Here is a 26,440-nt window from a genome sequence, read left to right as displayed (position 1 = left end):
TACTATTTTAATGTCACCACCATGTTCTATTATAGATGGTCTTATTTTTTATGATATAATTGTTTCTACTTTTTGTAACATCACGACCACCTTTTTTTCAAGAGAGGCCGAAGCCTCTCTATATTATTATTATTATTTTATCCCTGTAATATCTTTAACTAATTGTTTCTTACCTTCAATATTTCCTTGTCTAGAGATCATAATTCTTTGAGCTTGAGGAGATCCTGCCCCATGCATTGATTCAGTTCTATATCCTACTGCAGAAGCACCTAGAGTAAGATTTTCAATGAATCTAAGAACTTTTTGACGATTTTCTACAGGTACTTTACTGTCACCAGCGAAATATTTTTTACAATATTCACCAATTACAGGATGTTTAAAGTCTATATCTGAAGGCATAGTTACCATTAATCCACCTGCGATATCTTCAGCTAATCTTGCAATTTCATATGGAAATCTTGTTACATTTTGTTTACATATATTAGCTAAAAGAAGATCTATTTGGTAGTTTCCTGCTTTTGTAGGAACTCCCTCAGTAGAGCAAGCAAGACCACACGCATATAATGTTTCATTAAGATGAGTCATCTCAATAAGTTTATCTTTTATATGAGAAGCTTTAGGAACACCATTATATTCTGCTATAAGTGCCGCAGCTCCTATAAGTGCATCTCCTACTCCTACCTTACATCCTCCATAACTTTGTCTATGGTAACCAGCAAATCTTTCTACTAGAACACCAGCAAAATCATATTCTCCATTTAGATATATTCTTTCATTAGGGATGAAAACATCATTGAATACAACCAATGCTTCCTGTCCACCGAATTTAGGGTTTCCTTCATCCATACTTCCGTCTTCCATTTTTCTCATATCACATGATTGTCTACCGTAGATCATTAATATTCCGGGAGCATCTGATGGGATAGAGAATGAAATAGCGAAGTCTTTATCATTTTCTCCCATGGCAATAGTTGGCATAATAAGATGTTCATGGGAGTTTACAGCACCAGTTTGGTGAGCTTTAGCTCCTCTTACTACGATTCCATCTTCTCTTCGCTCTACTACACGAAGATAAAGATCTAGATCAGCCTGTTGATGTGGTGCTAATCCCCTATCTCCTTTAGGATCTGTCATAGCTCCATCTACTGTAAGGTCATTTTCCTGAACAAATTTCATATATCTTTTAAATCTCTCATGATAAACTGTTCCATATTTTTCATCTATTTCAAAAGTTGTACTAAAGATAGAGTTGAAAGCATCCATTCCTACACATCTTTGGAAACATGAAGCTGTTTTTTGTCCTAGTAACCTTTGCATCTTAACTTTGTTTTTAAGATCTTCAGTACTTTGATGAAGATGGCAGAAACGATTAACTCTCTCTCCTGTAATATTTGAGATAGCAGTCATAACATTTTGATGTTCCTCTTCATGAGCCATATCATAAGTAGCTGCAACTGAATTAATAGAAGGTCTAATCATAGGATGATCTATGAAATTCTCCACCAATTCTCCCATCAAATAAACTTTTGTTTTCATCTTCTTTAAACTTTGAATATACTCTTCGCCTGTCATTAATGCCATTTCTAACCCCTCCTAATAAATTTAGTGCTATTTTAAAATTGTTTATAAAAAATTAATGCGTTATTTTTAAGTTATTTTTAATTCTTACTAACTTATTTCTTGTGAAATTTTTATTATTTATTAATACTATATTTACTACATAAAAATAGAAAAATCAACCTTTTTGATGAAATAATCTATTTTTTATTATTTTTTTCTTCCATGTGTATAAGTTGGTAGGATCATTGGTGAAAACAAGGTAGTTTCTATACCATTGTTTTCTAGATCTTTGTGATATTTTCTTACATGATCGAATGTTAAATCTTTGATTTTTATATCTTTAAATTTTTCTCCAGCATGGATCCCGGCTCTTCGACCAAATACAATTATATCTAATAATGAATTTCCCATAAGTCTATTGGTTCCATGGATTCCTCCAGCACATTCACCAACTACATATAAATTTTCTATTTTTGTCTGACCGTTTTTATCTATTAGTAGTCCTCCGTTTTGATAATGGAGGGTTGGGTAGACTAAAATTGGTTTTTTTCTCATGTCTAAATCAAACTTTTGATACATTCTAAACATTGCCGGAAGTTTTTTCTCAATAGTACCCTCACCATGGATCATCTCAATAAGGGGAGTATCTAACCATACACCATAGCCACCTGTAGGAGTAGGCACTCCATTTCCTTTTACATTGCACTCTTTAATAATTGCAGAAGCCTCTACATCTCTTGTTTCTAAATGGTAAACAAATTGATCACCGTGAATATTTAATGGAGTAGCTCCTAAACTACGAACTTTTTCTGTAACCAGTGCTCCAAAGATTTGAGATGGATGAGCTACACCAGTTGGATGATACTGAATGGTGTCTGCAAAAGCAAGCTCAGCACCTACTCTATATCCCATCACAAGTCCATCAGCAGTAGCACCATAATGGTTAGATGTTGGGAATCCTTGATAGTGAAGTCTCCCTGCTCCACCAGTTGCCATTATCACAGTTTTTGCTTGGATCACAAAGATTCGTTTAGTTTCTAGATCAGAGATAATTGCTCCGGCAGCCTTACCATCGGTATCAAGGAGGAGTTCAATTACCGGAGAAAATTCTAGTACTTCTATCTCCTCATTTCTAACTTCGTCTCTCATGACACGCATTATTTCGGCACCACTATAGTCTGCAGCAGAGTGCATTCTTTTCCTAGAGGTACCTCCTCCATGATTAGTTATCATAGTTCCATCTTTTTCCTTATCAAACATCACACCTAGATCATTTAACCACTTGATTGCAGATGGGGCATCTTTTACTAAAGTACTGGCAAGTTCGGGAACATTGGTATAATGCCCTCCTCCCATTACATCTAAATAATGTTTTGCTGGAGAATCCTCTGGCTTATCAGCAGCTTGGATTCCTCCCTCAGCCATCATAGTATTTGCATCACCAAAACGTAATTTGGTTGTGATTAATACTTTAGCTCCTTTTTTATTGGCTTCCAAAGCCGCAGCAGCCCCTGCTCCTCCGCCTCCTATAATTAATACATCCACATCATAATCTATTTTATCCAAATTTATTTCAATATTCTCTAACTTGCTTTTAGCTTCTAAAAGCTCTCCTAATTCATTAGGAACTCTCTGTCCCTTGTTAACTCCATGCTTTAAATACATAAAACCCTTGTCACTATAATCTGGATGATTTTCATTTAAAACATCTAACTTACCTTCTGGAGACATCCTAGGAAAATCTATTCCAATTCTTTGGGAACGTGTCTCTTCTACTTTTTTGGATAATTCCCTCATCTCTGCTGTATACATTAAATACCTCCCCAAAACTTAAACTTATTTATTGATTTTATTTTAAAATAGATAATATTGTTGGTTTCAAATGGAATTGAGTATAGTTTGCCCGCCAAAGGCGGACAAACTATTCAATTTTAAAAGCTTTCAATATCATAAAAAAATTACTTACTAATGTCTCTAGAATTATATAATTGTTTTAATTCTTCAATATTTTTATCCATAATTTTTTTCATAGAATCATCGTGTTTTCCAGCTATTATCTCGGCTACTTTATCTGTTAGATGTTTTGTCTCAGGAGCAATGTATTTACCTGTGAGACGCCGTGCTAGAAGTGCTACATTGTAATGAGTTATTCCGGCAGGGCACCTAGATGCACATATCCCACATGATACACAGTCAAAAGATTCGTGTGCACATTTTTCAAATTCGCCTCTTTGTGAATGGGCGATATACTGCATAACATTTATATCTTGAGGACAGCCATTGGTACATGAATTACAGCCTATACATTTATAAATTTCAGGATAAAATTTTGCCATTGTATCCATAGTTGGTTTAAATTCATTTATATTATACAGAGGTTTTTCTCCTGGAAAAAAGGGAAGCTGTGTAAAATACATTCCATCTTCAACCTTTGTCTGACATGCCAAGGCTACCTTTAATTCTTTATTTTCTTTGACTCTGTAAATAGTAGAACATGCACCACAAAATCCAGATCTACAACCGCAACCCTTAGTTAACTGATATCCCGCATATTCCATAGAATCCATGATTGTTAAAGTAGAAGGTACTGCATATTTTTTACCAAATATATATACATCGATCATTTTTTTTTCAGACATCTATGCCTCCTTTGCCTTTTATTATTTAGTGATATTTTTAAAAAATTAATATTCATTTGGAAGTTCCGTAATCTCATCGCATCTAAATACAGGACCGTCCTTACACACATATTTATCACCTATATTACAACGTCCGCATTTTCCAATTCCACACTTCATCTTTAATTCTAAAGTAGTATAAACTTGTTCTTTTTTAAACCCCATTTTCTCCAAAGCTTGAAGGGTGTATTTTATCATGATAGGTGGACCACAAACTAAGGCAATTTTATTACTACTATCAAACCCCAATGCCTTCACATAATCAGGGACAAATCCTACATGCTCATTCCAATTTTCAGACAGGCTGTCTACTGTGAGATGTACAAAAGTCTCTTTTTCTTTGGGCCAAACATCAAAGATATCTTTTGAATGTACCAAATCTCCCGGTGTACGAGCACCATAAACAATGTCTACCACACCAAACTCATCTCTCTTATCCATAACATAATTAATTACAGAACGCAGAGGAGCAAGTCCTATTCCCCCACCTATAAATACTAAATCTTTGTTTTTTAATTCCTCTACAGGAAAATTATTTCCGTAGGGACCTCTTACGCCTATTTCAGACCCTGCTTCAAGCTGGTGCAAATAATCTGTGACAGTTCCGCATTTTTTGATACTACATTCTATATATTCCTCCTGTGAAGGAGAGGATGTTATTGAAAAGATAGCTTCTCCTATGGGAGGAATAGAGATCATAGCACATTGACCCGGCATAAATTCAAAGGGCTTTTTCCCAGATTTATCTACTATTTTAAAAGTAGTAACATCATGGGTATCTACTCTAACCTCTTTTATAATAGCTATTTGAGGCATCAATGGATCTTGATCATGACAACTACAGCTCATTATTTTCACCACCTAATTTTTTTATTATCTTTATAATGTCTATATGTACAGGACACTTCTCTACACATCTTCCACATCCAACACAAGAATAGACACCCTCATGATTTTTAGGATAATAAACGAGTTTATGCATAAATCTCTGTCTTAACCTCTGCATTTGGCTGGTTCTAGGGTTTCCATGGGCCATAAGTGTGAAATCAGATGACATACACGAGTCCCAGCAACGAAATTTTTCACCATGATTATGATTACTGCCCTTATAATCACGAAGATCATAGCAATGACAGGTAGGACAGAGATATGAACAAGTCCCGCAAGCAAGACATCTTTCACTAAATTCATTCCATATTTCTTCCCTGTCAAATATCTCTTGTTGAGTCCCTTTTATTTTCGAAAGGTCTATATTGTTGAATGGAAGGTCTTTTAAATTTTCCTGGATATCATCTTTTTCTTGCTCTAGGTTTTGGGTATCTTTTTCTTGGATATCTATAAAAAATTCTTTCGTATTTTCCATTAATTTTTGACCTTTTTCACTCTGAGCTTTCCATAGAAATGAATCTCCTATATCCCATGTAGCTATATCTGCACCTAAAGGGGCAGATGTAGCATCTATCCCAAAAGAATTGCAAAAACAAGTATCTTCAGGATTGGAGCAGGCAAGAGAGATGACAGTTCCCCTATCTCTATGTTCTTTATAATAGGTGTCTACAGGATCTCTTAAAAATATATTATCTAAAAGTTTAAAACTCTCTACATCACAGGGTCTCACACCAAAAAGAACGTATTCTTCCCCCTTAGCCTTGACAGCTTTAAGACTTAATTTTTTATTTTCATTTTCATTTTTAAATTTTAAATAAGTTTCTGTCTGTGGAAAAACAAGGTGTTTAGGAGAAGCATTGGTCCTTACTCTGTCTAAATTAACTTTTTCTTCCTCTTTCCAAAGGGAAAAATTAAGTATTTTATTTTTTTCAATAGGAAGAAACAAATCAAAGTCAGCGCTGATTCTTTGCCATAATTCAGGCAGTTTAGCCTTTAAAATCTTTTTCATTACTTCCCTCCTTGTTTTGAAAATGTATCTGAATCTTCAAGTTTAAATGTAACCAAGGGTGCTGGAGTTGTGGAATCTAGACCAGCATTAAATTCACCATAGATCTCACTTATATCTTTTATTATTTTTTGGTTCAGCAGATTAAGGGAAATCCCAGCAGGACAGACCCTAGCACATTCACCACAATCTACACAACGACCTGCCACATGATATGCTCTAACAATATGGAAAAATGTGTCTTCTGCTTCTATTTTTGTTTTTCCCGAGGTCTCTATATCACAATTATCAAATACACATTTTACACAGCTACATGCAGGACAGATATCACGACATGCATTACACCTGATACATCTTTGGAATTCTCCTTTCCAAAAGTTGTAACGTTCATCAGGGGTCATAGATTCAATCTCTTCTACCCCTTTAAATCTATCTTCTTTATTGATTTTATTTTCTACTTCATCAGTTAAAAGCTGATCGTAAACCACTGGATTTGGAGAGATACATATTAGGCATTTATCATACTTTATTTCCTCTCCTAAAACATCCTTACTTTTATTTTTATTATTTAGAATAAAACCATTTTCAGATTTTTTTATTTCTTTGACTCTGTCATTTAACATCAATTTTTTAACTTTTTCAGGGTCAATCATCCCTTCACAGGGGATCCCATAAAGAACTACATTTTCTCTGTTTATTCTATTATCCTTTAGGAGCTGGTTAAAAGAAGTTGAGTCACAACCTTTAATAAAAATTCCGATTTTATCATGTTTTTGAAGTTCCTTTATTAGATATTTACTGAGATTATTTATACAAAATAAATCCCAGATCAAAGTCTCAGCATCTTCTGGTTTAGTGATAAATGCCGGATATGATTCAGACCACAGGTCGCCTTTTTTCCATCCTAAAATTTTATCTACCTCTTTATTTATAAGAGCCTGTTTTGCAATAGCTCTTATTTTTATAGTTATATTTTCCATCTGGCATCCCTCAACTTTTTATTTGGTCCAAGCTTATAAATATTTTCTAATATATCGTTCATCACAGTTGCAAATTTATTTCCTTCTGCCGCTGAGATCCAATCAACTTTAAAACGTTCTTTTTCTATACCTATATATTCTGTTAAATTTGTTATAAGTGAAAATCTGCGCCTTGTATGGTAGTTCCCAGTAGAATAATGGCAATCTCCTGGGTGACATCCAGCTATTACTACACCATCAGCACCATTCTGGAATGCTCGTAATACAAAATTTATATTTACCCTACAAGAACACGGGACACGTATAATTTTGATATTAGCAGGATAGTTTAACCTGCTTGTTCCAGCTAGATCAGCACCTGCATAGCTACACCAATTGCAGCAGAATGCAACGATTAATGGTTTGAATTCCTCATTTTTGTTGATTGTATTAGTATTAGTACCTAACAACATATTGCATCCACCTCCGCTAAGATCTGCTTATTTGTAAATCCTTTGAGATCTATTGCACCAGGTCGGCAGGTAACGGTACATCCTCCACAACCATGACAGAGAGCTTCATTTACCTCTGCTACTGTTTTTTTAATTTTTTGTCCATGATCGTTGATCTCCATGTTTTTAAAAGAAATAGCATCATATGGACACATCTCAATACATGCAAGGCATCCACTACATATAGATTCATCGACTGCAGAGACACAAGGGTTATTTATAAGTTTTGATTTGTTTAAAAGACCAATAACTTTTGCAGCAGCAGCACTTGATTGAGCTACAGTTTCTGGGATATCTTTAGGTCCTTGACAGGCTCCTGCCAGATATATTCCTGCTGAAGTTGTTTCTACAGGGCGAAGTTTTGGATGAGCCTCTGTAAAAAATTTATTTATGTCGGTGCTGATATTGAGCTTTCTTTTGAGATCTACAGCATCACTTTTAGCTTTTGTAGCAGCAGCCAATACAACCATATCAGCATCTATCACAAGGACTTCGCCACTCATGGTATCCACTCCATGAACCATAAGTTTTTTCCCCTCAGGAAAGATCTTTCCAACCATTCCCTTAATATATTGAACCCCATATTTTTCTACAGCTCTCCTCTGGAATTCATCAAAATTCTTTCCGGGAGTACGTACATCAATATAAAACACATATGCCTTTACATCAGGATATTTTTCCTTTATCAACATGGAATGTTTAGCAGTATACATACAACAAATTTTTGAGCAATATGATTTACCTCTTTCAGTTTTGTCTCTAGAACCGACACATTGTATAAATACTACTTTTTTCGGTCTTTCTCCATCGGAGGGACGTACAAACTTTCCGTTTGTCGGTCCAGCTGCATTGGTTATCCTTTCAAATTCAAGTGATGTAATGACATCTGGATGATCATACTGATATTCTCCAAATTTATCTAAATCAATGATGTCATAACCACTAGCTACTACTATGGCACCATATTCTTCAGTTATTATTTCATCCTTATCATCAAATTTAATAGCTCCTGAAGGACATAATTTTTCACATAAACCGCATTTTCCTGTTTTTAATTTGATACATTCATCTTTATCTATTACTGGTACATTAGGAACAGCTTGAGCAAATGGAATATAAACTGCACCTCTATTTTTAAGACCCTCTTCAAATTCACTTTTAGCTTTTTTAGAAGGACATTTATCAGTACATATTCGACATCCAGTGCACTTATCCATATCAACATAACGTGCTTTTTTCTTTATATTTACTTTGAAATTCCCCACATATCCGCTAATTTTTTCTACTTCACTATAGGTGTGAAGAGTTATATTTGGATGTTTTGCAGCATCTACCATTTTTGGTGTTAGAATACATGCTGAACAATCCAAGGTAGGAAATGTTTTATCTAGTTGTGCCATTCTGCCACCAATACTTGGCGTTTTTTCTACAATATCTACCTTGTACCCAGCATCTGCAATATCTAATGCAGACTGGATACCAGCTATTCCACCACCAATTATTAGAGCTTTTTTTACCACGTCTATCTCTCCTGGAATCAGCTCACTGTTCAAGGTAGCTTTAGCCACTGCAGCTCTTGTAAGAGCTATAGCTTTTTCGGTTCCCTCTTTCATATCTTTGTGTACCCAAGAGCACTGTTCCCTTATGTTGGCAATTTCTACCAAATACGGATTCATTCCAGCTTCCTCTGCTGCTCTACGAAAAGTACTTTCATGCATTCGAGGAGAACAAGCTGCAATTACGACTCTATCTAAGTTATATTTTTCTATAGTATCCTTCATCATATTTTGACCAATGGCAGAACACATATACTGGTAGTCTATAGCATATGTAACTCCTGACATTTTTTTTGCTTCTTCGACAACCTGTTTCACATCGACGGTAGCGGCTATGTTTGAACCGCACCAGCATACAAAAACTCCAATTTTTCGCAACCTTATACCTCCTTGCAAGATAATAACCTCTATTTATTTACTGTATTTACGAAGTGCACTTACAACAGCCTGTTGTGGCATTTTTTCATCTGTCATCAACTGACCTATATTTTGAACTTTCAGTCTATTATTTCCTTTCTGCCTCAAACTAATAAGACGTACAGCTTCCATGAGACTAGCTAAATCAACTCCCCTTGGACAACGAGCTGCACAGGTAAAACATGATGCACAACTCCAGATTGTTTTACTTTCGATGACCTTGTTAAATTGTCCTAATTGTAAGTGCCTCATTATTTGATGGGGGAGTATATCCATCTCTGTAATTGCTGGGCAGCCTGCTGTACATTTCCCACATTGCATACAGTCATTGATCATCTCATTACTTATTTTTTTTATTTGTAAGATCTCTTTTTCATATTTATCGGGAATATGTTTTGTTCTAATCATTATTTAGCCTCCTAATAAAGATAATTATTTCACATTTAAAGTCTCAGCTAATAGTTCTGTAAAGTAAACAACTGATATATTATTTGTTTTAGCTTCCTGACTGTTCTCTAAATTATACTTACACAGAGGGCAAGCAGTTACAATCTCTTGAATTCCATTTATAACAGCAGACTTTACAATATTATTTGTCATCTCTTCTGTTATAGATTTATTTTCAGTCACAAGGTATCCCCCACAACACTCTGTTCTATAAGGATATTTTATAGCCACACCACCCAATGCATCTATAAAATTTTCAATGATCACAGGATTTTCTGAATCATCAAACTTCATATCTTTTTCTGGTCTTAGGAGGAGACAACCATAATAAGCTCCAATTTTACGACCGTTAAGAGAAGTTTTTATTTTTTCAGATAATTTTTTAAATCCAAAATCATCCCTGATCATCTCTAGAAAATGAATTACCTCTCCATCTCCGTTGTAGTCGTTTTCAAGCTTTAGATAATTGTTAACCTTATCTCTTATTTCCTTTTTGTTTTTCATATCCTCATTGACCCTTTTAATAACATGGTGACAGGCAGAACAAAGGGTCACAAGTTTTTCGTTTTTGTCCCGGGAAGCTGCAAGACTTCTGACAGAAGATAATTTTGTAACAATTTCATCCTCTCCCATGGGGTAGACAGCACCACAACACTGCCAATCTTTTAGTTCTTTCAATTCAATACCCAGTTCATTGGCTGAATCTAGAGCAAACTTTTCAAGTTCCTGTGCTTTTGTTTTTAAGGTACATCCTGGATAATAACTATACTTCATTTGTTTAACCTGCACTTTAAGATATAAAAAGTACAGGCCTTCACCCCCTATTTAAAATACATTTTGTTATTTTTTTAACAAAGTTGAATGTAAAAAAATTGATAATAATATCAATTTTTAATTTTATAATAATTTATATTAGCACATTGTAATTCTCAAATATGAGAAAAATTATTAAATAATACTATAAAAATATATCCAATAGTATATATATACCTCAAAAAGAACTAAAAATCAAATAAAAAAATAAAAAATATTTAACTATTAAAGTCAGATATTTTTTATTTGGTTTTATGAGCTATTAAATTAGAAAAGGAAATAAATCACTAACTGTGGAGTGTTTTTAGGTGTTAATAATTATTTTCTTATTAAATTATTTTCTATTGCGATCTTCTTAACAATTTCAGCTACCACCGATGCTACTCTATCATCAAATGGGCTAGGAATGATATAGTCTGCTCTTAGCTCTTCTTCCTTCAATACATTATCAATACCATATGCTGCGGCCATCTTCATCTCATCGTTGATTACTGTAGCTCCAGCCTCTAAAGCCCCTTTAAATAACCCTGGGAATGCCAATACATTATTTACTTGGTTAGGGTAATCTGATCCCTGTGCCTACCACTGCTGCTCCAGCCTCTAATGCATCCTCAGCATGATCTCAGGTGTAGGGTTTGCCATAGCTAGAATAATAGGATCTGCATTCATAGATTTTACCATATCTTTTGTCACCATTCCTGGTGCGAATACTCCTATAAATATATCTGTTCCCTTCATCAACCCAACTACTGAATCTTCCTCTAAATTTTCCGGAGTGTCGATGATATTTTGATCCAATAATTCCTTGACTAAGAATCTATATCTATCATATTTATCCATAGTTATTACACCCTTGGAGTTATAAGCATATATAGATTTAACTCCTAATTTTTTAAGCATTCTAGCGATAGATGATCCAGCCGAACCAGTTCCAATCATAGATACTCTTAAGTCAGCAATATTTTCCCCCAATAATTTGCATGAATTTATTATTGCAGCTGTAGTAACTATTGCTGTACCATGCTGATCATCATGGAAAACAGGAATATCTAACTCCTCTATCAGTCTTCTTTCTATCTCAACACATTTAGGAGCTGCTATATCCTCTAAATTTATTCCTCCAAAAGTAGGCGCTAATAACTTACAAGTTCTAATAATTTCTTCCGTATCTTTAGTATCCAGACAGATAGGAAATGCGTCTACTCCTCCAAATTCTTTGAATAGAATTGCTTTTCCTTCTTCTAGTAATTTAATTAATCTATCATGAGCTGCATCCCTTGCTGTGTATATTATCCCAGATATTTTCACAGTATCTCCTGCTTTTAATTTTTCTATATCGCTATCTTTTAATGGTGTTGTTAACTTCATAATTACCTCCTATTTTATAAGATTATCTCCTTGTGTCTGGCAGCATGACAATTTATGTTGATGGCAACCGGTAATGATGCAATATGACAAGGGTAAGATTCTACCTTTACTGAGAGTGCCGTATTTCTTCCACCAAGTCCCATGGGTCCTACTCCAGTTTTATTTACTAACTCTAATAATTCATCTTCTAATTTAGCATTTTTAGGGTTTGAGCTACTGTCATTGACATCTCTCATAAGAGATTCTTTAGCTAAGAGTGCAGCTTTTTCAAAAGTTCCACCTATTCCTACTCCTACAATAATTGGAGGGCATGGGTTTCCACCGGCATTTTTTATTGTTTCCACAACAAATTTCTTGATACCTTCTATGCCATCAGCTGGTTTTAACATCTTGATAGCACTCATGTTTTCGCTTCCACCACCCTTAGGGGCTATTATAATTTTCACTTTATCACTACCAGGTATTAATTTAGTGTGGATAATTCCAGGAGTATTATCCTTTGTATTTACTCTATCCAATGGATCTTTTACAACAGATTTTCTTAAGAACCCCTTTTCATAACCCCTTTTCATAACCCCTTCTAATCCCTTCATTTACAGCTTCAGATATGTCCCCATCTATGTAAACCTCTGTACCAATTTCTAAAAATACCACTACTATACCAGTATCCTGACACATTGGAACTAAATTCTCTTGAGCAATCACATGATTTTCAACAATTTGATCTAATATATTTTTTCCTACAGGTGAAACCTCTGTTTTGGCCATTTTCTTTAAATTATCTAAAACATCGGAACCTAGGTAAAAATTGGCATCCATACACATTTTTTCTACAACATTTGTTACCTTGATTAAATCCAAGTTTTTCATCTGATCACTCCCTAAATTATTGATGTTGTCTTAACTTTACAGCAGATAGTTTGTTATTTTTTTAACAAACTATCTAATAATATATATATAATTCAAATTTAATTAAAAATCAACTAAAAAGATATAAAATATATAATTATTTTATAAATGCCAAAAAAATAAACCAAAAGTACTTATATTGCGTTACTTTTGTAAGGGGAATAAAAATTTACATATTAAAATAATTAATAATAAAAAAGGAGAGCAATAATTTTCTTATTGCTCTCCTACATAAAATTTTATTTATAAATTTTCGTTAAATTTTCTTATTTCTGCCTTAATCTCTTCAGAAGTGGCCATAGTCATTACTCTTTCAACTAATGCTTTATCCAAATGGATAATATTTCTTTTGATACCTAATACAGAGATAGCAGACATTGAAAATGCATCTAATCCCATACCAAATAAGATAGGAGTAGCTAATTCATCTCCTGCAAATTCACCACACATAGAGATAGGTATCCCACCTGCATGAGCTCCTTCAATAGATAGTTGGATAGCTGCTAATACACCAGGATTAAATGAATCGTATAAGTTAGCGATTTTTTCGTTACCTCTGTCAACAGCCAATGTGTATTGAGTCAGGTCATTTGTACCAATTGAAAAAAAATCGACCTCTTTAGCAAAATATTTTGCTCTAAATGCTACAGATGGAGTCTCAACCATTATACCTAGCTGAATATTTTCATCAAAATTAATACCTTCATTTTTTAATTCTGCCTTGCACACTTCTAAGAGTGCTTTTGATTTTCTGACTTCATCCAATGAAATGATCATAGGAAGCATGATTTTAACATATCCAAGTCCAGAGGATCTAAGTAAGGCTCTAAATTATGTTTTTAGGATCTTAGGTCTGTCTAAACAAACTCTAATAGCTCTCCATCCTAGGAATGGATTTTCCTCTTCAGGTAATTCCATATAAGAAAGTGCTTTATCTCCACCTATATCCATTGTTTTAATAGTTACGGGTAGTCCTTCCATTCTTTCTACAACCTCTTTGTATGCTTGTAATTGTTCTTCTTCAGTCGGAAACTTGTCAGAGTTCATAAATAAGAATTCAGTTCTATAAAGACCAATTCCATCAGCACCATTTCTAAGAACACCTTCAATATCAGAAGGTTCACCAATGTTAGCCCAAGCTCCCACAGTGATGCCGTCTTTAGATGTGGCTTTTTTATCTTTTAACTGCTTCAACTCTTCCTTTTCAACGTTGAATTTTTGTTTTGCTTTGATAGCTTCTACAATCTCATTATTCGTAGGGTTGATAATAACTTTACCATTCAATGCATCTACAATGATTGTTTCCTCATCTTTTACATCACTTAAGATAGTTTTTGTCCCTACGACAGCAGGGAGTTCCAAAGATCTAGCCATGATAGATGAATGAGATGTTTTACCACCTATTTGTGTGACAAATGCAACAACATTTTTAAGGTCAATTTGAGCTGTATTCGATGGTGTCAGGTCATTTGCTATAATAACAGTCTCAGCAGGAAGGTTTCCTAGATCTACAATTGGAGTTCCCGTGATGTTATATAACCATCTTTTAGCAATATCTCTAAGGTCTGTAACTCTTTCCCTTAGATATGGATCATCTAAATTTTCTAGCAGATTACAGTAGACTTCTATCCCTTGAGTCAAGGCATATTCCGCAGAAATTTTATTATCTTCGATTAATTCAACTACCTCTTCAAATAGATCTTCATCTTCTAAAAGAGTAATATGACCGTCAAAAATAGTAGCTTTATCTTCTCCTAATTTTTTAGCAGTCATCTTCCTAATTTCAAATAATTGTTCTTTAGCGATATCTCTACCATCTAATAATCTTTTTTCTTCATTTTTTGAATCTAAGACCTTATCTTTATTAATAACTAATTCTGTTTCTTTATATAAAAATACTTTTCCAACAACAATTCCTGGAGAAGCATCTATACCTTGCTATTAACTTTCTCATTTCAGAACCTCCATAAGTAAAAAAAAATTAAAAAAGATAGAAGATTTGACCTTCTATCTTAAGTGATTAGTCTCTTAAGTTTGCTAAAAGATCTGTTAATTTTTCAACAGCAACGTCAGCATCTGTTCCTTCTGCGTGCACAGTTATACTAGTTCCTTTTTTTATACCTAAAGATAATAATTTCAATAATGATGTTCCTTTAACTTTTTTACCTGTTTCATTTTCAACTTCAATCTTTGATTCGAAAGTTTTAGCTACAGTTACAAATTCATTTCCTGGTCTCGTGTGTAGCCCTGTATCATTTGTTATTTTCACTGTTTTGAATGCCATGCTTTTTAATTCTCCTAATAATTTGAATAAATGTATCTACAAAATTAGAATATCATAATTAAAAAAAAAGTGCAAATAATTCCATTAAAACATTTATTAAAATCCAATATTATCCGGGATTAGAACCTAAGGTCTTAAAGTTGACAACCATTCTAAATCTACATCTACTTCATAATCAATTCCATCTGCTTCAAAACCATTTAAATTCATGAAATATTTCTTATATAATTTAAAATCACACAATTCTTTAAAGTTTTCTTCTGTAATATCATTATATATATTTACACTTTTTACCTGAATATCGTTAGTTAATTCCCAAGAATCTGGTCTCATTCTACCCTGTGCATCAAAATTAGGAGAATCCCCATAGATCATATCCGCAAGGAGCCTATGAGTGTGTTCCATACACGGCTCTTCCTTACCCTGCTCTGCCATAACTTTGAATAGTACAGAAGCATAGATAGAGAAACACGGTATAAATGCACTAGCCTTTGTAGTAATGGCTCTATTAACAGAAGTATATACTTCCCCACCCAGTTTCTCACTAACCAATGTATTTAAATCTCCAGCACTTTTTTCTAAGTGCTCTTTTGCTTGACCAATAGTCCCATCTCTATATACAGCACGAGTTATATCCCCGCCAATATATGAATAAGCTACACTTTTAAAACCTTCATTACAGACGTCTTCATCTACCAAAGTTTTCACCCAGTGACTCCAGTCTTCTCCACCCATAACTTTAACAGTGTTTGCAATATCTTCTTCTGTTGCAGACTCAACACTCATATATTCAATCTCTTCTTTTTGAATATTTAATGTATATCCACTAAAATCCTCATTTATAGGTTTGATACAAGACTTGTAAACAATTCCAGTGTCAGTATCCTGTCTTATTCCAGAAGCAACACTGTATATTAGGAGATCTATCTTCCCTCCAAATTCATCCTTTATATATTCAAGAACTTCTTTTCTCATCTCATGGGAAAAAGCATCTCCGATAAAGTTTTTGGCAATTAAGCCTTCTTTTTCTGCTGCTTCTTTAAACCATATGTTGTTATACCAACCAGCACTTCCAACTTTTCTTTCTGTTCCTTCTTTTTCAAATGAAACTCCAATGGTGTCGGATTTACTTCCACCAAATGCCAATGAAATTCTAGTAGCTAATCCATATCCTGAGGACGCTCCTAAAATCAGTACTTTTTTAGGACCTTTATATTGCTTACCGATTTTTGCAACCTTAATTTGATCTTCAACTATTTTTTTACATCCCATAGGATGGCAGTTTAGAGCTAAACTTCCTCTTACTCTTGGTTTAATTATCATGTTTTTTCAACACCTCCGTCTGATTAGTTTATCATAATGTTTACCATATATACAAGAAAATTTATAAAATCAACCTTATTATTGTAACTAAAATTTTATAGGTACTAAATCTCATCTAAAATAAATAATTGTTTAAAAAATTAAAAGCTATTTTGATTGATAGTAAGTGAATTAAAAAAGGTTTATAAAATTGAAGAAATATACTTTAAATATAGGAACATGTAGTTTTAATTAGTAAATCGTAATATAGATATACACATAAAATTTAACCCCGATGAGGAGTTGGTAAAAATGAGGTCAACCATAAAAAAATTTATAGAGGGTATAAGAGAACAGATTAGTCAGAGTAATAAATTGATTTTTAAAATACTAAAGTTAATCTTATTTACATTTGAAAATTATAAAAAGAGCAGATCAGATCTATGGTCATCTGCACTGACATTTTATTCTCTTTTAACCATTGTTCCAGTAATAGCCATAGCCTTCGTTGTTACCAGGGGATTTGGGATAGAAAAATTAATAAAAGATGAACTGTATAAAAGTTTTTTCTTACAGGATGAAATTTTAGACCAAATTTTAATTTTTTCAGAGAAAACTTTGGAAAATACCAAGGGGGAGTTGATCGCAGGAACAGGAATTTTATTTTTAATCTGGTCTGTTATAAAGATATTTTCTGCAGTGGAAAGATCATTTAATGAAATATGGAAGGTAGAGGAATCTCGGAGCTTCGTAAGAAAACTCACAGATTATATGTCATTAATATTTTTGTTTCCATTAGTTATAGTGTTATCCAATGGTCTTTCCGCAATCTTACAAATTTTTATTTTGAAGATATATCCAGGATTGATAGGGATCTTAAATTTCATTCCACAGGTACTTATCATAATTTTTTTTACCCTGATATATTTAATTATTCCAAACACAAAGGTTAAATTGTCCACAGCATTTATAGCAGGATTATTTTCCGGCATTGTATTTCAGATAACACAATCTGTTTTTATCTATCTACAGGTCAGTTTATTAAACTATAATGCTATCTATGGAAGTTTTTCTCTTATCCCTATATTTATATTGTGGCAAAAAATAGTATGGTTTATTGTCTTATTGGGGGCTCATCTGTCCTTTATAATACAAAATTCATATAAGTATTCTTATACTATGAATGAGATAAATTTAAATTTTTCATCTAAAAGAGATATCTCTATTATATGTATCTACTACCTTATAAAAAATTACGAGGAAAACAAACCACCCATGAGTACCAATGAATTGGCCCATAAACTGGGAATAGCCATAGGGGTGACCCAAGAGATTCTTAATATGTTAGTCAAATTAAGTTTTATAGTGGAGATAGTAACATCTAGCGATGAAAGAAAATATAAATTTTCTAAAAATATAGAAATTCTTTCTATTGGGTATATTATCTCTCAAATTTCCGAGGTGGGATATAGCCAAAAGGTTGGGGAAAAATCCAATGAGATCTTAGAAAAAATAGATAGGGCTAGGGAGAATTTTCAGTATGACCTACTATTAAAAGATATGTAAATCCAAAATCTTTACACTAAGCTCACAAAGGAAAAACTAGAGGGTCACTAAGAAAATATTTTTTCTTGATTATAATCTTCAATCCTTGACGCATAACTGAAACTTAGTCAGAGGCATTGATTTTGTCGCAGAGTCCACAGATTAAAACAGTTTATTTTTTCAAGAGCTGATTCTAATGTCGAACGAGGACAAGCAACGTTTTTATTGCTAAAATTACAATGGCTTTGGATTAGAGATAGCCATTTTTTTTGCATTCATTAAAAAAATCCATCCCTTAATTACTATAATACAACAGTACCATTCAGTAATTGAGAGACGGATCTAAAAATATTTATAACCTCTTTCATGTATTATGGACATTTACAGTCCCAGCAATATAATAAATCCCTTCTTTTAATAAAAATCCACCCTATCAAATTAAATTACAATAAAGAAAGAAATATGAAGGTACACTCTTGCTACTAATCTAAAGGCCTGTGAGTGGAATGCGATAAACATTATGATGGGGTATTTTATATTAGAAATGTACTCTCTCTAAGCTGCACATCTCGGTCATCCATTCCTTAGGGATAGAATCTTCTCTATAAGCTCCTAATATCATTCCTACAAGAAGCCCTCTAGCTGCTGAATCTCCTCCTGCCATAACATTAGCTATCATAGATTTTCTATAATCTTCCTGGTATTTCAAGATAATATATATTGTAGCAGGAAAAGCCCCTCCTACAGTACAAGCCTGTCCCATCTCTTTAATAGCTTCCTCTGAAGGGAGGTCAAGATGTTTATGGGCAATTTCTAGTTTCTTGGTAACATAGGAGTTTTTCATCTCTTTAGCAGCTATATCCATAGCACTATCAGGTTTTTCCCCATCAAGGACAGCATATGCAGTACGGGCAAAAAATTCAGCTGCAACAATAACTTTTTCATTGTTGTGCGTTACTTTTGTCTGACTGATACAGTCTTTGATACCCTTTTCCTTATCAGGAGTACAATAAATAATCGGGGCTATCCTAGAAGCTCCTGAAAGATCTGAAAAATGAGATTCCCACTCGCTGCCCTTCTTGATGGCAGTAAGTGTACCCTCTGTGGCATGATCAATATAACCATCATAGTGGACCATTCGTTCTGCCCAGAACTTTTGGAACTCAGTCTTATTAAAGTTTCCCTTTTCAGCAAGGAACTCTAAAAGAAGGAGGGTCTGATCTCCATAATGGGTATGTTCTCCCTTTTTTCTATTGGAATGAAAACTATCAGGCAGTGGATCGTAGAGTCTGTCGTACTCTCCAAAATGTTGCTTTATTTTATTACAATCATATATCCAGTGAGCTCCCAGGGAAAAAGCATCAGCCAATATAGAACCCAAAAGTAAACCTTTCCTACTCATAAAATCACCTCTTAAAAATTTCTTTTAATTTACTTATCTCTATTACCTTCGACTATTTCTCCGAAATCCTTTGATAATTTAGTTTTTTTATTTATTTATATAATTTGAAGAACATAAACCAGACACAAATAAATTTAAACCTAGTCACGAATGGACACAAAGAGAAAAAACTAAAAATTTTAGTCGCAGATTACACAGATTACACAGATAGAAGCAGATTTAAAGCGAGAAAATAAAAGCTTCTGTGCTGTGGCAGTAAAATAATTTAATTTGTGTAATTCGTGACAGAGATAAAAAATATTGACTTTTGAAATGACTGATCATACAATGGTTGTATGAAAAATAAACTAGAGAGAATGTAAATAAGCCTTAGAAGCTTTTGAGAATCAAAATTTAGGAGGAGAACATGAGTAAAGAAATAACAATTTATAGTAAATCCAACTGCCCATATTGCGTTAGAGCTAAGATGCTTTTGGAATCAAAAGGAGTAACATATACCGAGATAAATGTTCAAGACCATCCTGAAGAAAAAGAAAATATGATTAGGAGATCAAATGGTGGGAAAACTTTTCCTCAAATAGTAATAGAAGATTTGCACATCGGTGGATGTGACGAATTATACGAACTTGATAAGTTTAAAAAATTAGATACTATTTTAGGTTTAAATAGTAAAAAAGTAGAAAGAGAACATCATAAATTAGTGATCATTGGTTCTGGCCCTGCTGGATATACTGCTGCAATATACGCTGGTCGTGCTAACTTAAAGCCAGTTTTATTCACAGGAAACGAAAAAGGCGGACAATTAACTACGACTACTGACATAGAAAACTTTCCTGGATTCCCTGAAGGAATAAACGGCGTTGACCTTATGTTGTCTATGGAAAAACAAGCAAAAAAATTTGAAACTAAAATAATATTTGGAGAGATAACAAAAATAGATCTAAGTAAAAGACCATTTACAATATACGTTGGTAAAAAAGTACATACTTCTGACTCTGTCATTGTCGCTACTGGAGCTACCGCTAGATATCTTGGAATCCCTAGCGAAAGAGAATATAAAGGTAGAGGGGTATCTGCTTGTGCTACTTGTGATGGTTTCTTCTTCAAAGGTAAAGACGTTGCAATCGTCGGTGGAGGAGATACTGCTATGGAAGAAGCTAGCTATCTGACCAATCTATGTAATAAAGTATATTTAATTCACCGTCGTGAGACTTTTAAAGCAAGCCAAGCTATGCAAGATAGAGTGAAAAATAATCCCAAAATTGAAATAATCTACAACAGTACTGTAGAAGAAATCCTTGGAGATAAAGTAGAAGTGAATCAACTAAAACTTAGGAGTACTGTGAATGAAGCTACTTCTACAATTGACATAGCGGGACTATTTGTAGCTATTGGACACACTCCTAACACAAGTTTCTTAGATGGACAATTATCATTAGACGGGAATGGTTATTTATTAGTTAATGATAACACATCTAAAACCAATATCCCTGGTGTTTTCTCGTGTGGTGATGTTATCGACTCTAACTACAGACAAGCTATAACAGCAGCTGGAAGTGGTTGTAAAGCAGCAATGGATGCAGAACATTGGTTAGAAAAAAATAGGTAAAATAAAAAGACACTAAATTTAGTGTCTTTTTATTTTACCTATTTTTTCTTCAATCGGTCTTTAAAAATCTAGTTTAATATCTAGGCTTTATTTTATTATCTTCAAAATCTTCATCCATCAAATATAGTTTTTTATCTATGAAAATTTCTACAATTCCCTCTTCTTTATTTAATTTTTTGTTATACGGTCTTTTCGATATCATCGCATGCCAGCAGTCTGCTACACATATGATTTGAGATAGCAATGGGATTTCATCACCTTTTAATCCATTTGGATATCCCTTTCCATCCCCACTGTGTAGTTTAGGTTTTTGTAGCCACCTCTCAGATTCACCTCATACCTCTGATCCAGCTTTTTTTCCTCTGAAAACCTTCCATAATAATGTTCGAAGCGCAGATTAAGGTCAAGGGGACCCAGCTTTTGCCTCAGCTCCCCCAGATATGTGTCCATATTTTTACCACTGTCCAGATCATAGTATCACTTCAGTTTTATGTTCATGGGATAGCTTAGATTTTGTGTTCTCCAGTAGAGGGTGTTTTCTAGCACGTTATAAACCTCTTTTTCTTTACTCCCATGATTTAAGCTTCTCCCTCCGAGCTTATAGCTCAGGTTATCCAAAACTCCATAAGAAAGATCAAAGGCAAGGTGTGTTTCATTCTGCTCGGTCTCGCCGAGAGACAGGTTATAGTCATAACTTCCCCTGCTTAAAAATTCCTTCCCTGAAAGTATCTTTACCTCCCTTTCCTCTACGACCAGCCCTCTTTGATCATAGAACTTCAAGATAAAAATATCTGAGTAAGATATCAGTTCTATGTCCTTAAACTCATAGCTGTTGTTGACTGTTTCCTGATAGTCTATCAAAATGTTATTCTGGTAGAGTTCCACAGTTAGTCCGTTCGGAGCGAATCCGCTGATATTGTTTTTTCCCCTGTCATAGTTTAATTTATATTTACTATCCTTTATCACTATACCCTTTATCTGGCTGGATGCATCAAACATGCTGTTCCCTTGCAGATAAGTATCTCCTATCTCCACGGTTTTATCCTCGAAGATATATGGGTAGTTCAGCCTCTAGTAATTTAGCTCATATTCTGGGTAGACCTTAAACGATGTTGCAAAATCTCCGTATAGCAGGAGGGCCCTATAATCTACATCCAGCTTCCCGTAATCTTTCCTGTGTTCCACCTCTTCGTCAAACCACTTGAGGATATCGCCTGCATTGTACTTCAACTTTGCCATTCCCGGTGATAGGAGTTTTTTTCTGTTTTATTTTCTTCTGTTTCCTTTTTTCTCCTATTACTTATCCTATTCCTTTTTTTTTTCTGTATTCTCCCGGACCTCTATGCCAAGGTAAAAGTTTGGAACGACAGTTACCTTGTATTCATCTAGATCCCAATCTATGTAGGTTATGGGGATTATCTCGGGCAGAATTCCCGCCTCTATGTAGAGTTCCCCGTTTTTTATGAAACTTCTCTCCCTGTCGAACTCCCAGTAGACCTTTTTTTCCTTTTTGCGTCTGAAAAAATCCTTTTTTATCGTTCCTGAAACAATCTCTTTTTTCGTATCTATCTCTATTCCAGGAAGTTCTATTAGATCCAAAAATCTCCTCAGTCCTATGTATACTTTGTTTGTTTCATAGTTTAAAAAAACACCAAAAAAATCATCCTTGACTTTTCTTTTGACATCTATCAGCATATATCCCTCTTCAAATTTTTGAGGTTGCTCCCCTGCAAAAATAAGCATATTAAATAATAATAATAAGATAAATAGATATTTTTTAATTTTCACATCTCTGCTCCACTTCAATAATTTATTTGGTATTTTTTTAAACTCTGCTATAAAATATCAGTTGATACTTTCACTGGTCACCGTTATAATTATGCTTTCGTTTATCTGATTGTTCCCTGTAGCGGTATCTTTAATGCTGATTGTTCCCCCTATATAAAAAGGGGCATCCGTGGGGATACCATTCCATTTCCCTGTAGAACTTGTAAATTTAACAGTTACATTCTCGTTATCTAATAAAAGCTTGTGTCTTCTGATATCTCCCCCGCTGAAAGCTATCGATACAGTGTCCCCTGGTTCAGAGGTTATGAATGAAACCACAACTCCCTTACTATCTGCTAAAATCGTTGAGTTGTTACTTCCAATGTCGGGTACCACCATATAATTGAAGTCTAACCCTCCGCTTACGCCTATATCCAGGCTTACTGCACCAAAGCTTAGTGCTTCGCATAGAATAAATATCAGCACTAAAATTATCTTCTTCAAATGAGCCCCCTTTAAAATTTAAGCCGTATCATATATAAAAAGTAAAGTATGGCATGAAGCCATACTTTAAAATAGTTCTATGGTTTTAAAATATGAATAATCTCTCTTAACTAAAAGCTAGAAGAACTAGAAGCCACGTCAATCGTGTCGTAAGTTAACGTTATAGTGATCTTGTCAGCAATATCGTTATTATTAACTCCAGCAACAATTTCAGAAGTAGCTGCACTTGTAACGCTCATTGTACCACCGATTGTGAAAGGTTCTAGTGTTGAGATACCCGTCCATGTATTAGTATTGTTGTTAGTGAAGGCAACTGTTACTCCCCCTGCATCTATACTGTATGCTGGTACAGTACCGTCAGTTGTAATTCCGTTTCCAGTCAGTACTGCAGTTACAGTTTCATCTTTATCTGCAGTAACAAATGTAACTGTTACACCAGCAGCGTTCTCAATGGTACTTTTGTTAATTCCTGTATCAGGAACTACCATATCTCCATATGCCAGGTTTCCATTAACATCAACTGTTAAGTTCGTTACAATCTCTGCACTTATGTTGAATGTCCCCGCGTCCGTGTAACCAGTTACGTTTGTAGCTGTTGAAACTGCTCCAAGTGCCATTGACGATACTGCAAGTATCCCTGCTACTAATAAAATCTTTTTTTTCATAATTTCCATCTCCCTTTTTTTTTTGTACATCTATAAATTTTGCTTCCTTTATAGCTCAAATGATTTTTCATACCTGTGTTTTTTATTTTGCTCATAAAATAATACCGTAACTTTCGAAGTTTTTTCTACCTCTTCTAGCTCGATTCCTATCTTTCCTTTGCTTCCTCGAAAGAGTGGTGCTTCCTTCTCATCTGCCTCTTTAAGTAACTTTCCATCTTTGTCGAAAATTTTTATCTTGGCTCTCAGTGTAAAGGAGGTGTTCCCCGTATTCTCAGCCACACCGCTCAGTCGGTATCCCTTTTCAGATCTTTCAAACTTCAGATCGCTGTACTCTGCTATATAGGTGAGGTTTCCAGTTCTTCCGTAGATAGGTGTGCCTAACCTCAACTTGAACCCCATCGACTCACGCTTATCGTTCTCATTCCTGACCTCTTCGTAGTAGAGTACAGACCTGTACTCTCCGGCCTCCAAGTTTTTCGGTGGCCTTGCAATAAACCTTACTTTTTTACTTGTGTGTGCTGGTATGGTCACATATCTCGGATAGACCTTCACCCAGTCACTCATGTTCAGTTTTTCATCTACAAGGTTCGTTGGCTTTGCTGCATATATCTTTACCTGTAGATCTCTGTCTCCCGTGTTCGTTATGAGCTGCTCCTGAGTTTTAGGTCTGTCCAGAGAGATGCCGTAGGATGATCTTATAACAGAAAATCCAGCGTAACTATAGGTCATAAAAACTATATTTAAAAGTAATAGTCCTATTATTTTTTTCATACTGTCCTCCAATAAATTTTCTCTATCTTTTTTCAATAATCTTTATAAATAAAAAAGTATGGTCTCCATAGGAGGCCATACATAAAAAATTAGCTCAAAAATAAAAGTGGTAGTCACTTCGGCAACTGGCTACCATTTTACAGGCCCTATAGCTTTGCGTCCCAAGATTTCTCTAGGTTTGCCATATTCTATTTATATACTTGGATTTAATAATAGCATCTATACAAACTAAATTCGATTTTTTTTTATAATTATTTAATAAAAGTAAATTTTACTCCTAATTTTATAAAAGTTTTACATTAATCTTTTGCTTTTTTAGATTTATAAAGTGAAATTTAATAATAGCTTTAAATTCTTTAAAAGTAATTTTAGTTATTAAGAATAGGGTTAAATCTCATCCCTCATATTTGAGCACTATTTATATATTAGCCCTTTTTTTCATCTTTCAAAATATATAGATAATCTAAATAAGACTTAGCGATTCACCTGTATTATCGCTGTCATTCATAATAGCCATACTAGCTTCTTTAGGAAGATATTCATCAAAAGCTTGGTAGTGATTTTAACTTTCTCTTATTGGGAACTATATGGTTCTATTGGAATAATTTTTAATAATATTTTTGTTTTTATGTGCTAATGGATCCAATGAATTTATTTTTAAAATGAAATTATAATCAGCGATAGCTCCATTGTAACAATCTAATCTCTCTTTTATTATTGCCCTACTATGATATGCCTTTAAATATCCAGGGTCTAGTCTTATAGCTACATTATAATCTTTCATTGCACCTTGGTAGTCCCCCTATTTGAACTTTAAATTTCCTCTATTGAAGTAATTATTTGGATTATCTGGATTGGATTTAATACTTTTATCATAACTTTTTAGTAAAGTTTTTGATTTTTTAAATCACTGTAATTTCACCTCTTTTTTAGGCTTAATAAGTCCACTAAAATAACCTTTTAGTCCTTCTAGTGGACTGTTTCTTCTTTTTCATGGACAAAGCTTATTTCACCCATTAACCCTAATAGTACCAATGGTTTTAAGGCTTTATAGTTTGCCGTATTTCGATTGCAGGGGTACAATTATAAGGGAAACTTTCTAGAGGTACCTTAGGAGGCAAATGAGAGGGGATAATTGAAAATGAAAGGAAAAAGAAAAAACTAATCACGAATTGCACTAAGGATATATGAGTATTAAATCTCTTTATTCTTTTATATGACCTTAAGAAAACTGTCCAACTTATTGTGCTTATCCAGTTGATTATATTATTATTTTAAAGCATACTTAAATAGTAGTTGATAATCTTTAAAAGAATACAAGGAGGAAAATATCATGCTTGATAAAATTAAAGAATTTGCCCAAATTTTTTTAAAGATTTATCTTGAGGTATTTTGTGACAGAACAAGAACATACTATAATAGAGGTTTTGCAAAAGAAAAACTAGGGGATTATGAAGGGGCTCTTGAAGATTTTAATA

General features: G+C 34.0%; 22 protein-coding genes, 4 pseudogenes and 1 riboswitch. Of the genes and pseudogenes, 2 read left to right on the top strand and 24 right to left on the bottom strand.

What is annotated here, in order from left to right; translation table 11 throughout:
• Positions 1–132: 132 nt before the first annotated feature.
• The 15 genes and pseudogenes from V5784_RS06910 to fabV all read right to left on the bottom strand — a co-directional run bounded on the left by V5784_RS06910 (position 133) and on the right by fabV (position 16,720).
• The gene (locus V5784_RS06910; RefSeq protein ID WP_336888299.1) at positions 133–1,581 is read right to left on the bottom strand and encodes a 4-hydroxyphenylacetate 3-hydroxylase family protein; all 1,449 of its coding nucleotides are present in this window, start codon (positions 1,579–1,581) and stop codon (positions 133–135) included.
• A gap of 186 nt (positions 1,582–1,767) precedes the next feature.
• On the bottom strand, positions 1,768–3,372 hold the full coding sequence (locus tag V5784_RS06905) for an FAD-dependent oxidoreductase (RefSeq protein ID WP_336888298.1): 1,605 nt from the start codon (positions 3,370–3,372) through the stop codon (positions 1,768–1,770).
• A gap of 146 nt (positions 3,373–3,518) precedes the next feature.
• The gene (locus V5784_RS06900; protein WP_336888297.1) at positions 3,519–4,199 is read right to left on the bottom strand and encodes a 4Fe-4S dicluster domain-containing protein; all 681 of its coding nucleotides are present in this window, start codon (positions 4,197–4,199) and stop codon (positions 3,519–3,521) included.
• A gap of 45 nt (positions 4,200–4,244) precedes the next feature.
• Positions 4,245–5,087, bottom strand: coding sequence for an FAD/NAD(P)-binding protein (locus V5784_RS06895; RefSeq protein WP_336888296.1), 843 nt, complete (start codon positions 5,085–5,087; stop codon positions 4,245–4,247).
• The gene (locus tag V5784_RS06890; RefSeq protein ID WP_336888295.1) at positions 5,077–6,135 is read right to left on the bottom strand and encodes a 4Fe-4S dicluster domain-containing protein; all 1,059 of its coding nucleotides are present in this window, start codon (positions 6,133–6,135) and stop codon (positions 5,077–5,079) included. The genes V5784_RS06895 and V5784_RS06890 overlap by 11 nt, the downstream gene beginning before the upstream one ends.
• Entirely contained in the window at positions 6,135–7,112 is a 978-nt protein-coding gene (locus V5784_RS06885) for a 4Fe-4S ferredoxin (RefSeq protein ID WP_336888294.1), read from the bottom strand. The genes V5784_RS06890 and V5784_RS06885 overlap by 1 nt, the downstream gene beginning before the upstream one ends.
• A complete protein-coding gene (locus tag V5784_RS06880) occupies positions 7,100–7,564 on the bottom strand; it encodes a hydrogenase iron-sulfur subunit (protein WP_336888293.1) in 465 nt (154 codons plus the stop codon). Before V5784_RS06880 ends, V5784_RS06885 begins: the two co-directional genes overlap by 13 nt.
• On the bottom strand, positions 7,555–9,537 hold the full coding sequence (locus tag V5784_RS06875; protein WP_336888292.1) for a CoB--CoM heterodisulfide reductase iron-sulfur subunit A family protein: 1,983 nt from the start codon (positions 9,535–9,537) through the stop codon (positions 7,555–7,557). Before V5784_RS06875 ends, V5784_RS06880 begins: the two co-directional genes overlap by 10 nt.
• Positions 9,538–9,570: 33 nt before the next feature.
• Positions 9,571–9,984, bottom strand: a complete 414-nt coding sequence (locus V5784_RS06870) for a 4Fe-4S dicluster domain-containing protein (RefSeq protein ID WP_336888291.1) — start codon at positions 9,982–9,984, stop codon at positions 9,571–9,573.
• 24 nt (positions 9,985–10,008) lie between these two features.
• Complete coding sequence (locus V5784_RS06865; protein WP_336888290.1) at positions 10,009–10,797, bottom strand: CoB--CoM heterodisulfide reductase iron-sulfur subunit B family protein; 789 nt, start codon at positions 10,795–10,797, stop codon at positions 10,009–10,011.
• Positions 10,798–11,154: 357 nt separating this feature from the next.
• A pseudogene (locus tag V5784_RS06860) lies at positions 11,155–12,204 on the bottom strand (malic enzyme-like NAD(P)-binding protein).
• Positions 12,205–12,218: 14 nt separating this feature from the next.
• Positions 12,219–13,074 (bottom strand): annotated as a pseudogene (locus V5784_RS06855) (fumarate hydratase).
• A gap of 282 nt (positions 13,075–13,356) precedes the next feature.
• Positions 13,357–15,045: pseudogene (ptsP, locus tag V5784_RS06850) on the bottom strand (phosphoenolpyruvate--protein phosphotransferase).
• Positions 15,046–15,133: 88 nt separating this feature from the next.
• Positions 15,134–15,397, bottom strand: a complete 264-nt coding sequence (locus V5784_RS06845) for an HPr family phosphocarrier protein (RefSeq protein WP_336888289.1) — start codon at positions 15,395–15,397, stop codon at positions 15,134–15,136.
• 126 nt (positions 15,398–15,523) lie between these two features.
• Positions 15,524–16,720, bottom strand: a complete 1,197-nt coding sequence (fabV, locus tag V5784_RS06840) for an enoyl-ACP reductase FabV (RefSeq protein ID WP_336888288.1) — start codon at positions 16,718–16,720, stop codon at positions 15,524–15,526.
• A 291-nt stretch (positions 16,721–17,011) separates the two neighbouring features.
• Here fabV and V5784_RS06835 point away from each other — a divergent pair, with 291 nt between their 5' ends.
• Positions 17,012–18,265 carry a YihY/virulence factor BrkB family protein gene (locus tag V5784_RS06835; RefSeq protein ID WP_336888287.1) on the top strand — a complete coding sequence of 418 codons (1,254 nt, stop codon included), beginning with the start codon at positions 17,012–17,014 and terminating at the stop codon, positions 18,263–18,265.
• Between the two features lie 517 nt (positions 18,266–18,782).
• On the opposite strand, the gene V5784_RS06830 is transcribed toward V5784_RS06835, so the two are convergent.
• On the bottom strand, positions 18,783–19,646 hold the full coding sequence (locus tag V5784_RS06830) for an ADP-ribosylglycohydrolase family protein (RefSeq protein WP_336888286.1): 864 nt from the start codon (positions 19,644–19,646) through the stop codon (positions 18,783–18,785).
• Positions 19,647–20,052: 406 nt separating this feature from the next.
• On the opposite strand from V5784_RS06830, the gene trxB reads away from it, so the two are divergent.
• Positions 20,053–21,255: a thioredoxin-disulfide reductase gene (gene trxB / locus V5784_RS06825; protein ID WP_336888285.1), complete on the top strand. Its 1,203-nt coding sequence runs from the start codon at positions 20,053–20,055 to the stop codon at positions 21,253–21,255.
• Between the two features lie 73 nt (positions 21,256–21,328).
• Here trxB and V5784_RS06820 read toward each other — a convergent pair.
• From V5784_RS06820 to V5784_RS06785, 8 genes and pseudogenes are all read right to left on the bottom strand, one after another.
• A pseudogene (locus tag V5784_RS06820) lies at positions 21,329–21,535 on the bottom strand (HD domain-containing phosphohydrolase); the annotation flags it as partial.
• A gap of 197 nt (positions 21,536–21,732) precedes the next feature.
• A complete protein-coding gene (locus V5784_RS06815; RefSeq protein WP_336888284.1) occupies positions 21,733–22,290 on the bottom strand; it encodes a hypothetical protein in 558 nt (185 codons plus the stop codon).
• Positions 22,291–22,326: 36 nt separating this feature from the next.
• On the bottom strand, positions 22,327–22,485 hold the full coding sequence (locus V5784_RS06810) for a hypothetical protein (RefSeq protein ID WP_336888283.1): 159 nt from the start codon (positions 22,483–22,485) through the stop codon (positions 22,327–22,329).
• 75 nt (positions 22,486–22,560) lie between these two features.
• Positions 22,561–23,043, bottom strand: a complete 483-nt coding sequence (locus V5784_RS06805) for a hypothetical protein (RefSeq protein WP_336888282.1) — start codon at positions 23,041–23,043, stop codon at positions 22,561–22,563.
• A 57-nt stretch (positions 23,044–23,100) separates the two neighbouring features.
• The gene (locus tag V5784_RS06800; RefSeq protein WP_336888281.1) at positions 23,101–23,526 is read right to left on the bottom strand and encodes a hypothetical protein; all 426 of its coding nucleotides are present in this window, start codon (positions 23,524–23,526) and stop codon (positions 23,101–23,103) included.
• A 110-nt stretch (positions 23,527–23,636) separates the two neighbouring features.
• A complete protein-coding gene (locus tag V5784_RS06795) occupies positions 23,637–24,191 on the bottom strand; it encodes a hypothetical protein (RefSeq protein WP_336888280.1) in 555 nt (184 codons plus the stop codon).
• Between the two features lie 48 nt (positions 24,192–24,239).
• Positions 24,240–24,962 (bottom strand): hypothetical protein, encoded by a 723-nt coding sequence (locus V5784_RS06790; protein ID WP_336888279.1) that lies wholly within the window; start codon positions 24,960–24,962, stop codon positions 24,240–24,242.
• Positions 24,963–25,079: 117 nt separating this feature from the next.
• Positions 25,080–25,155, bottom strand: a riboswitch (cyclic di-GMP riboswitch).
• Between the two features lie 390 nt (positions 25,156–25,545).
• Positions 25,546–25,746: a hypothetical protein gene (locus tag V5784_RS06785; RefSeq protein WP_336888278.1), complete on the bottom strand. Its 201-nt coding sequence runs from the start codon at positions 25,744–25,746 to the stop codon at positions 25,546–25,548.
• Between the last annotated feature and the right edge of the window lie 694 nt (positions 25,747–26,440).

The sequence above is a fragment of the Psychrilyobacter sp. genome (genome assembly GCF_037132775.1).
GTDB lineage: Bacteria > Fusobacteriota > Fusobacteriia > Fusobacteriales > Fusobacteriaceae > Psychrilyobacter.
Note: the sequence above shows the minus strand (reverse complement) of the source record. Positions and strands in the feature narration are given on the sequence as shown.

What these genes read in the sequence shown, in the direction of transcription:
- V5784_RS06910 (WP_336888299.1), bottom strand. Translation starts at nt 1,581, where the DNA reads ATGGCATTAATGACAGGCGAAGAGTATATTCAAAGTTTAAAGAAGATG.
- V5784_RS06905 (WP_336888298.1), bottom strand. Translation starts at nt 3,372, where the DNA reads ATGTATACAGCAGAGATGAGGGAATTATCCAAAAAAGTAGAAGAGACA.
- V5784_RS06900 (WP_336888297.1), bottom strand. Translation starts at nt 4,199, where the DNA reads ATGTCTGAAAAAAAAATGATCGATGTATATATATTTGGTAAAAAATAT.
- V5784_RS06895 (WP_336888296.1), bottom strand. Translation starts at nt 5,087, where the DNA reads ATGAGCTGTAGTTGTCATGATCAAGATCCATTGATGCCTCAAATAGCT.
- V5784_RS06890 (WP_336888295.1), bottom strand. Translation starts at nt 6,135, where the DNA reads ATGAAAAAGATTTTAAAGGCTAAACTGCCTGAATTATGGCAAAGAATC.
- V5784_RS06885 (WP_336888294.1), bottom strand. Translation starts at nt 7,112, where the DNA reads ATGGAAAATATAACTATAAAAATAAGAGCTATTGCAAAACAGGCTCTT.
- V5784_RS06880 (WP_336888293.1), bottom strand. Translation starts at nt 7,564, where the DNA reads ATGTTGTTAGGTACTAATACTAATACAATCAACAAAAATGAGGAATTC.
- V5784_RS06870 (WP_336888291.1), bottom strand. Translation starts at nt 9,984, where the DNA reads ATGATTAGAACAAAACATATTCCCGATAAATATGAAAAAGAGATCTTA.
- V5784_RS06865 (WP_336888290.1), bottom strand. Translation starts at nt 10,797, where the DNA reads ATGAAGTATAGTTATTATCCAGGATGTACCTTAAAAACAAAAGCACAG.
- V5784_RS06845 (WP_336888289.1), bottom strand. Translation starts at nt 15,397, where the DNA reads ATGGCATTCAAAACAGTGAAAATAACAAATGATACAGGGCTACACACG.
- fabV (WP_336888288.1), bottom strand. Translation starts at nt 16,720, where the DNA reads ATGATAATTAAACCAAGAGTAAGAGGAAGTTTAGCTCTAAACTGCCAT.
- V5784_RS06835 (WP_336888287.1), top strand. Translation starts at nt 17,012, where the DNA reads ATGAGGTCAACCATAAAAAAATTTATAGAGGGTATAAGAGAACAGATT.
- V5784_RS06830 (WP_336888286.1), bottom strand. Translation starts at nt 19,646, where the DNA reads ATGAGTAGGAAAGGTTTACTTTTGGGTTCTATATTGGCTGATGCTTTT.
- trxB (WP_336888285.1), top strand. Translation starts at nt 20,053, where the DNA reads ATGAGTAAAGAAATAACAATTTATAGTAAATCCAACTGCCCATATTGC.
- V5784_RS06795 (WP_336888280.1), bottom strand. Translation starts at nt 24,191, where the DNA reads ATGAAAAAAAAGATTTTATTAGTAGCAGGGATACTTGCAGTATCGTCA.
- V5784_RS06790 (WP_336888279.1), bottom strand. Translation starts at nt 24,962, where the DNA reads ATGAAAAAAATAATAGGACTATTACTTTTAAATATAGTTTTTATGACC.
- V5784_RS06785 (WP_336888278.1), bottom strand. Translation starts at nt 25,746, where the DNA reads ATGAAAGATTATAATGTAGCTATAAGACTAGACCCTGGATATTTAAAG.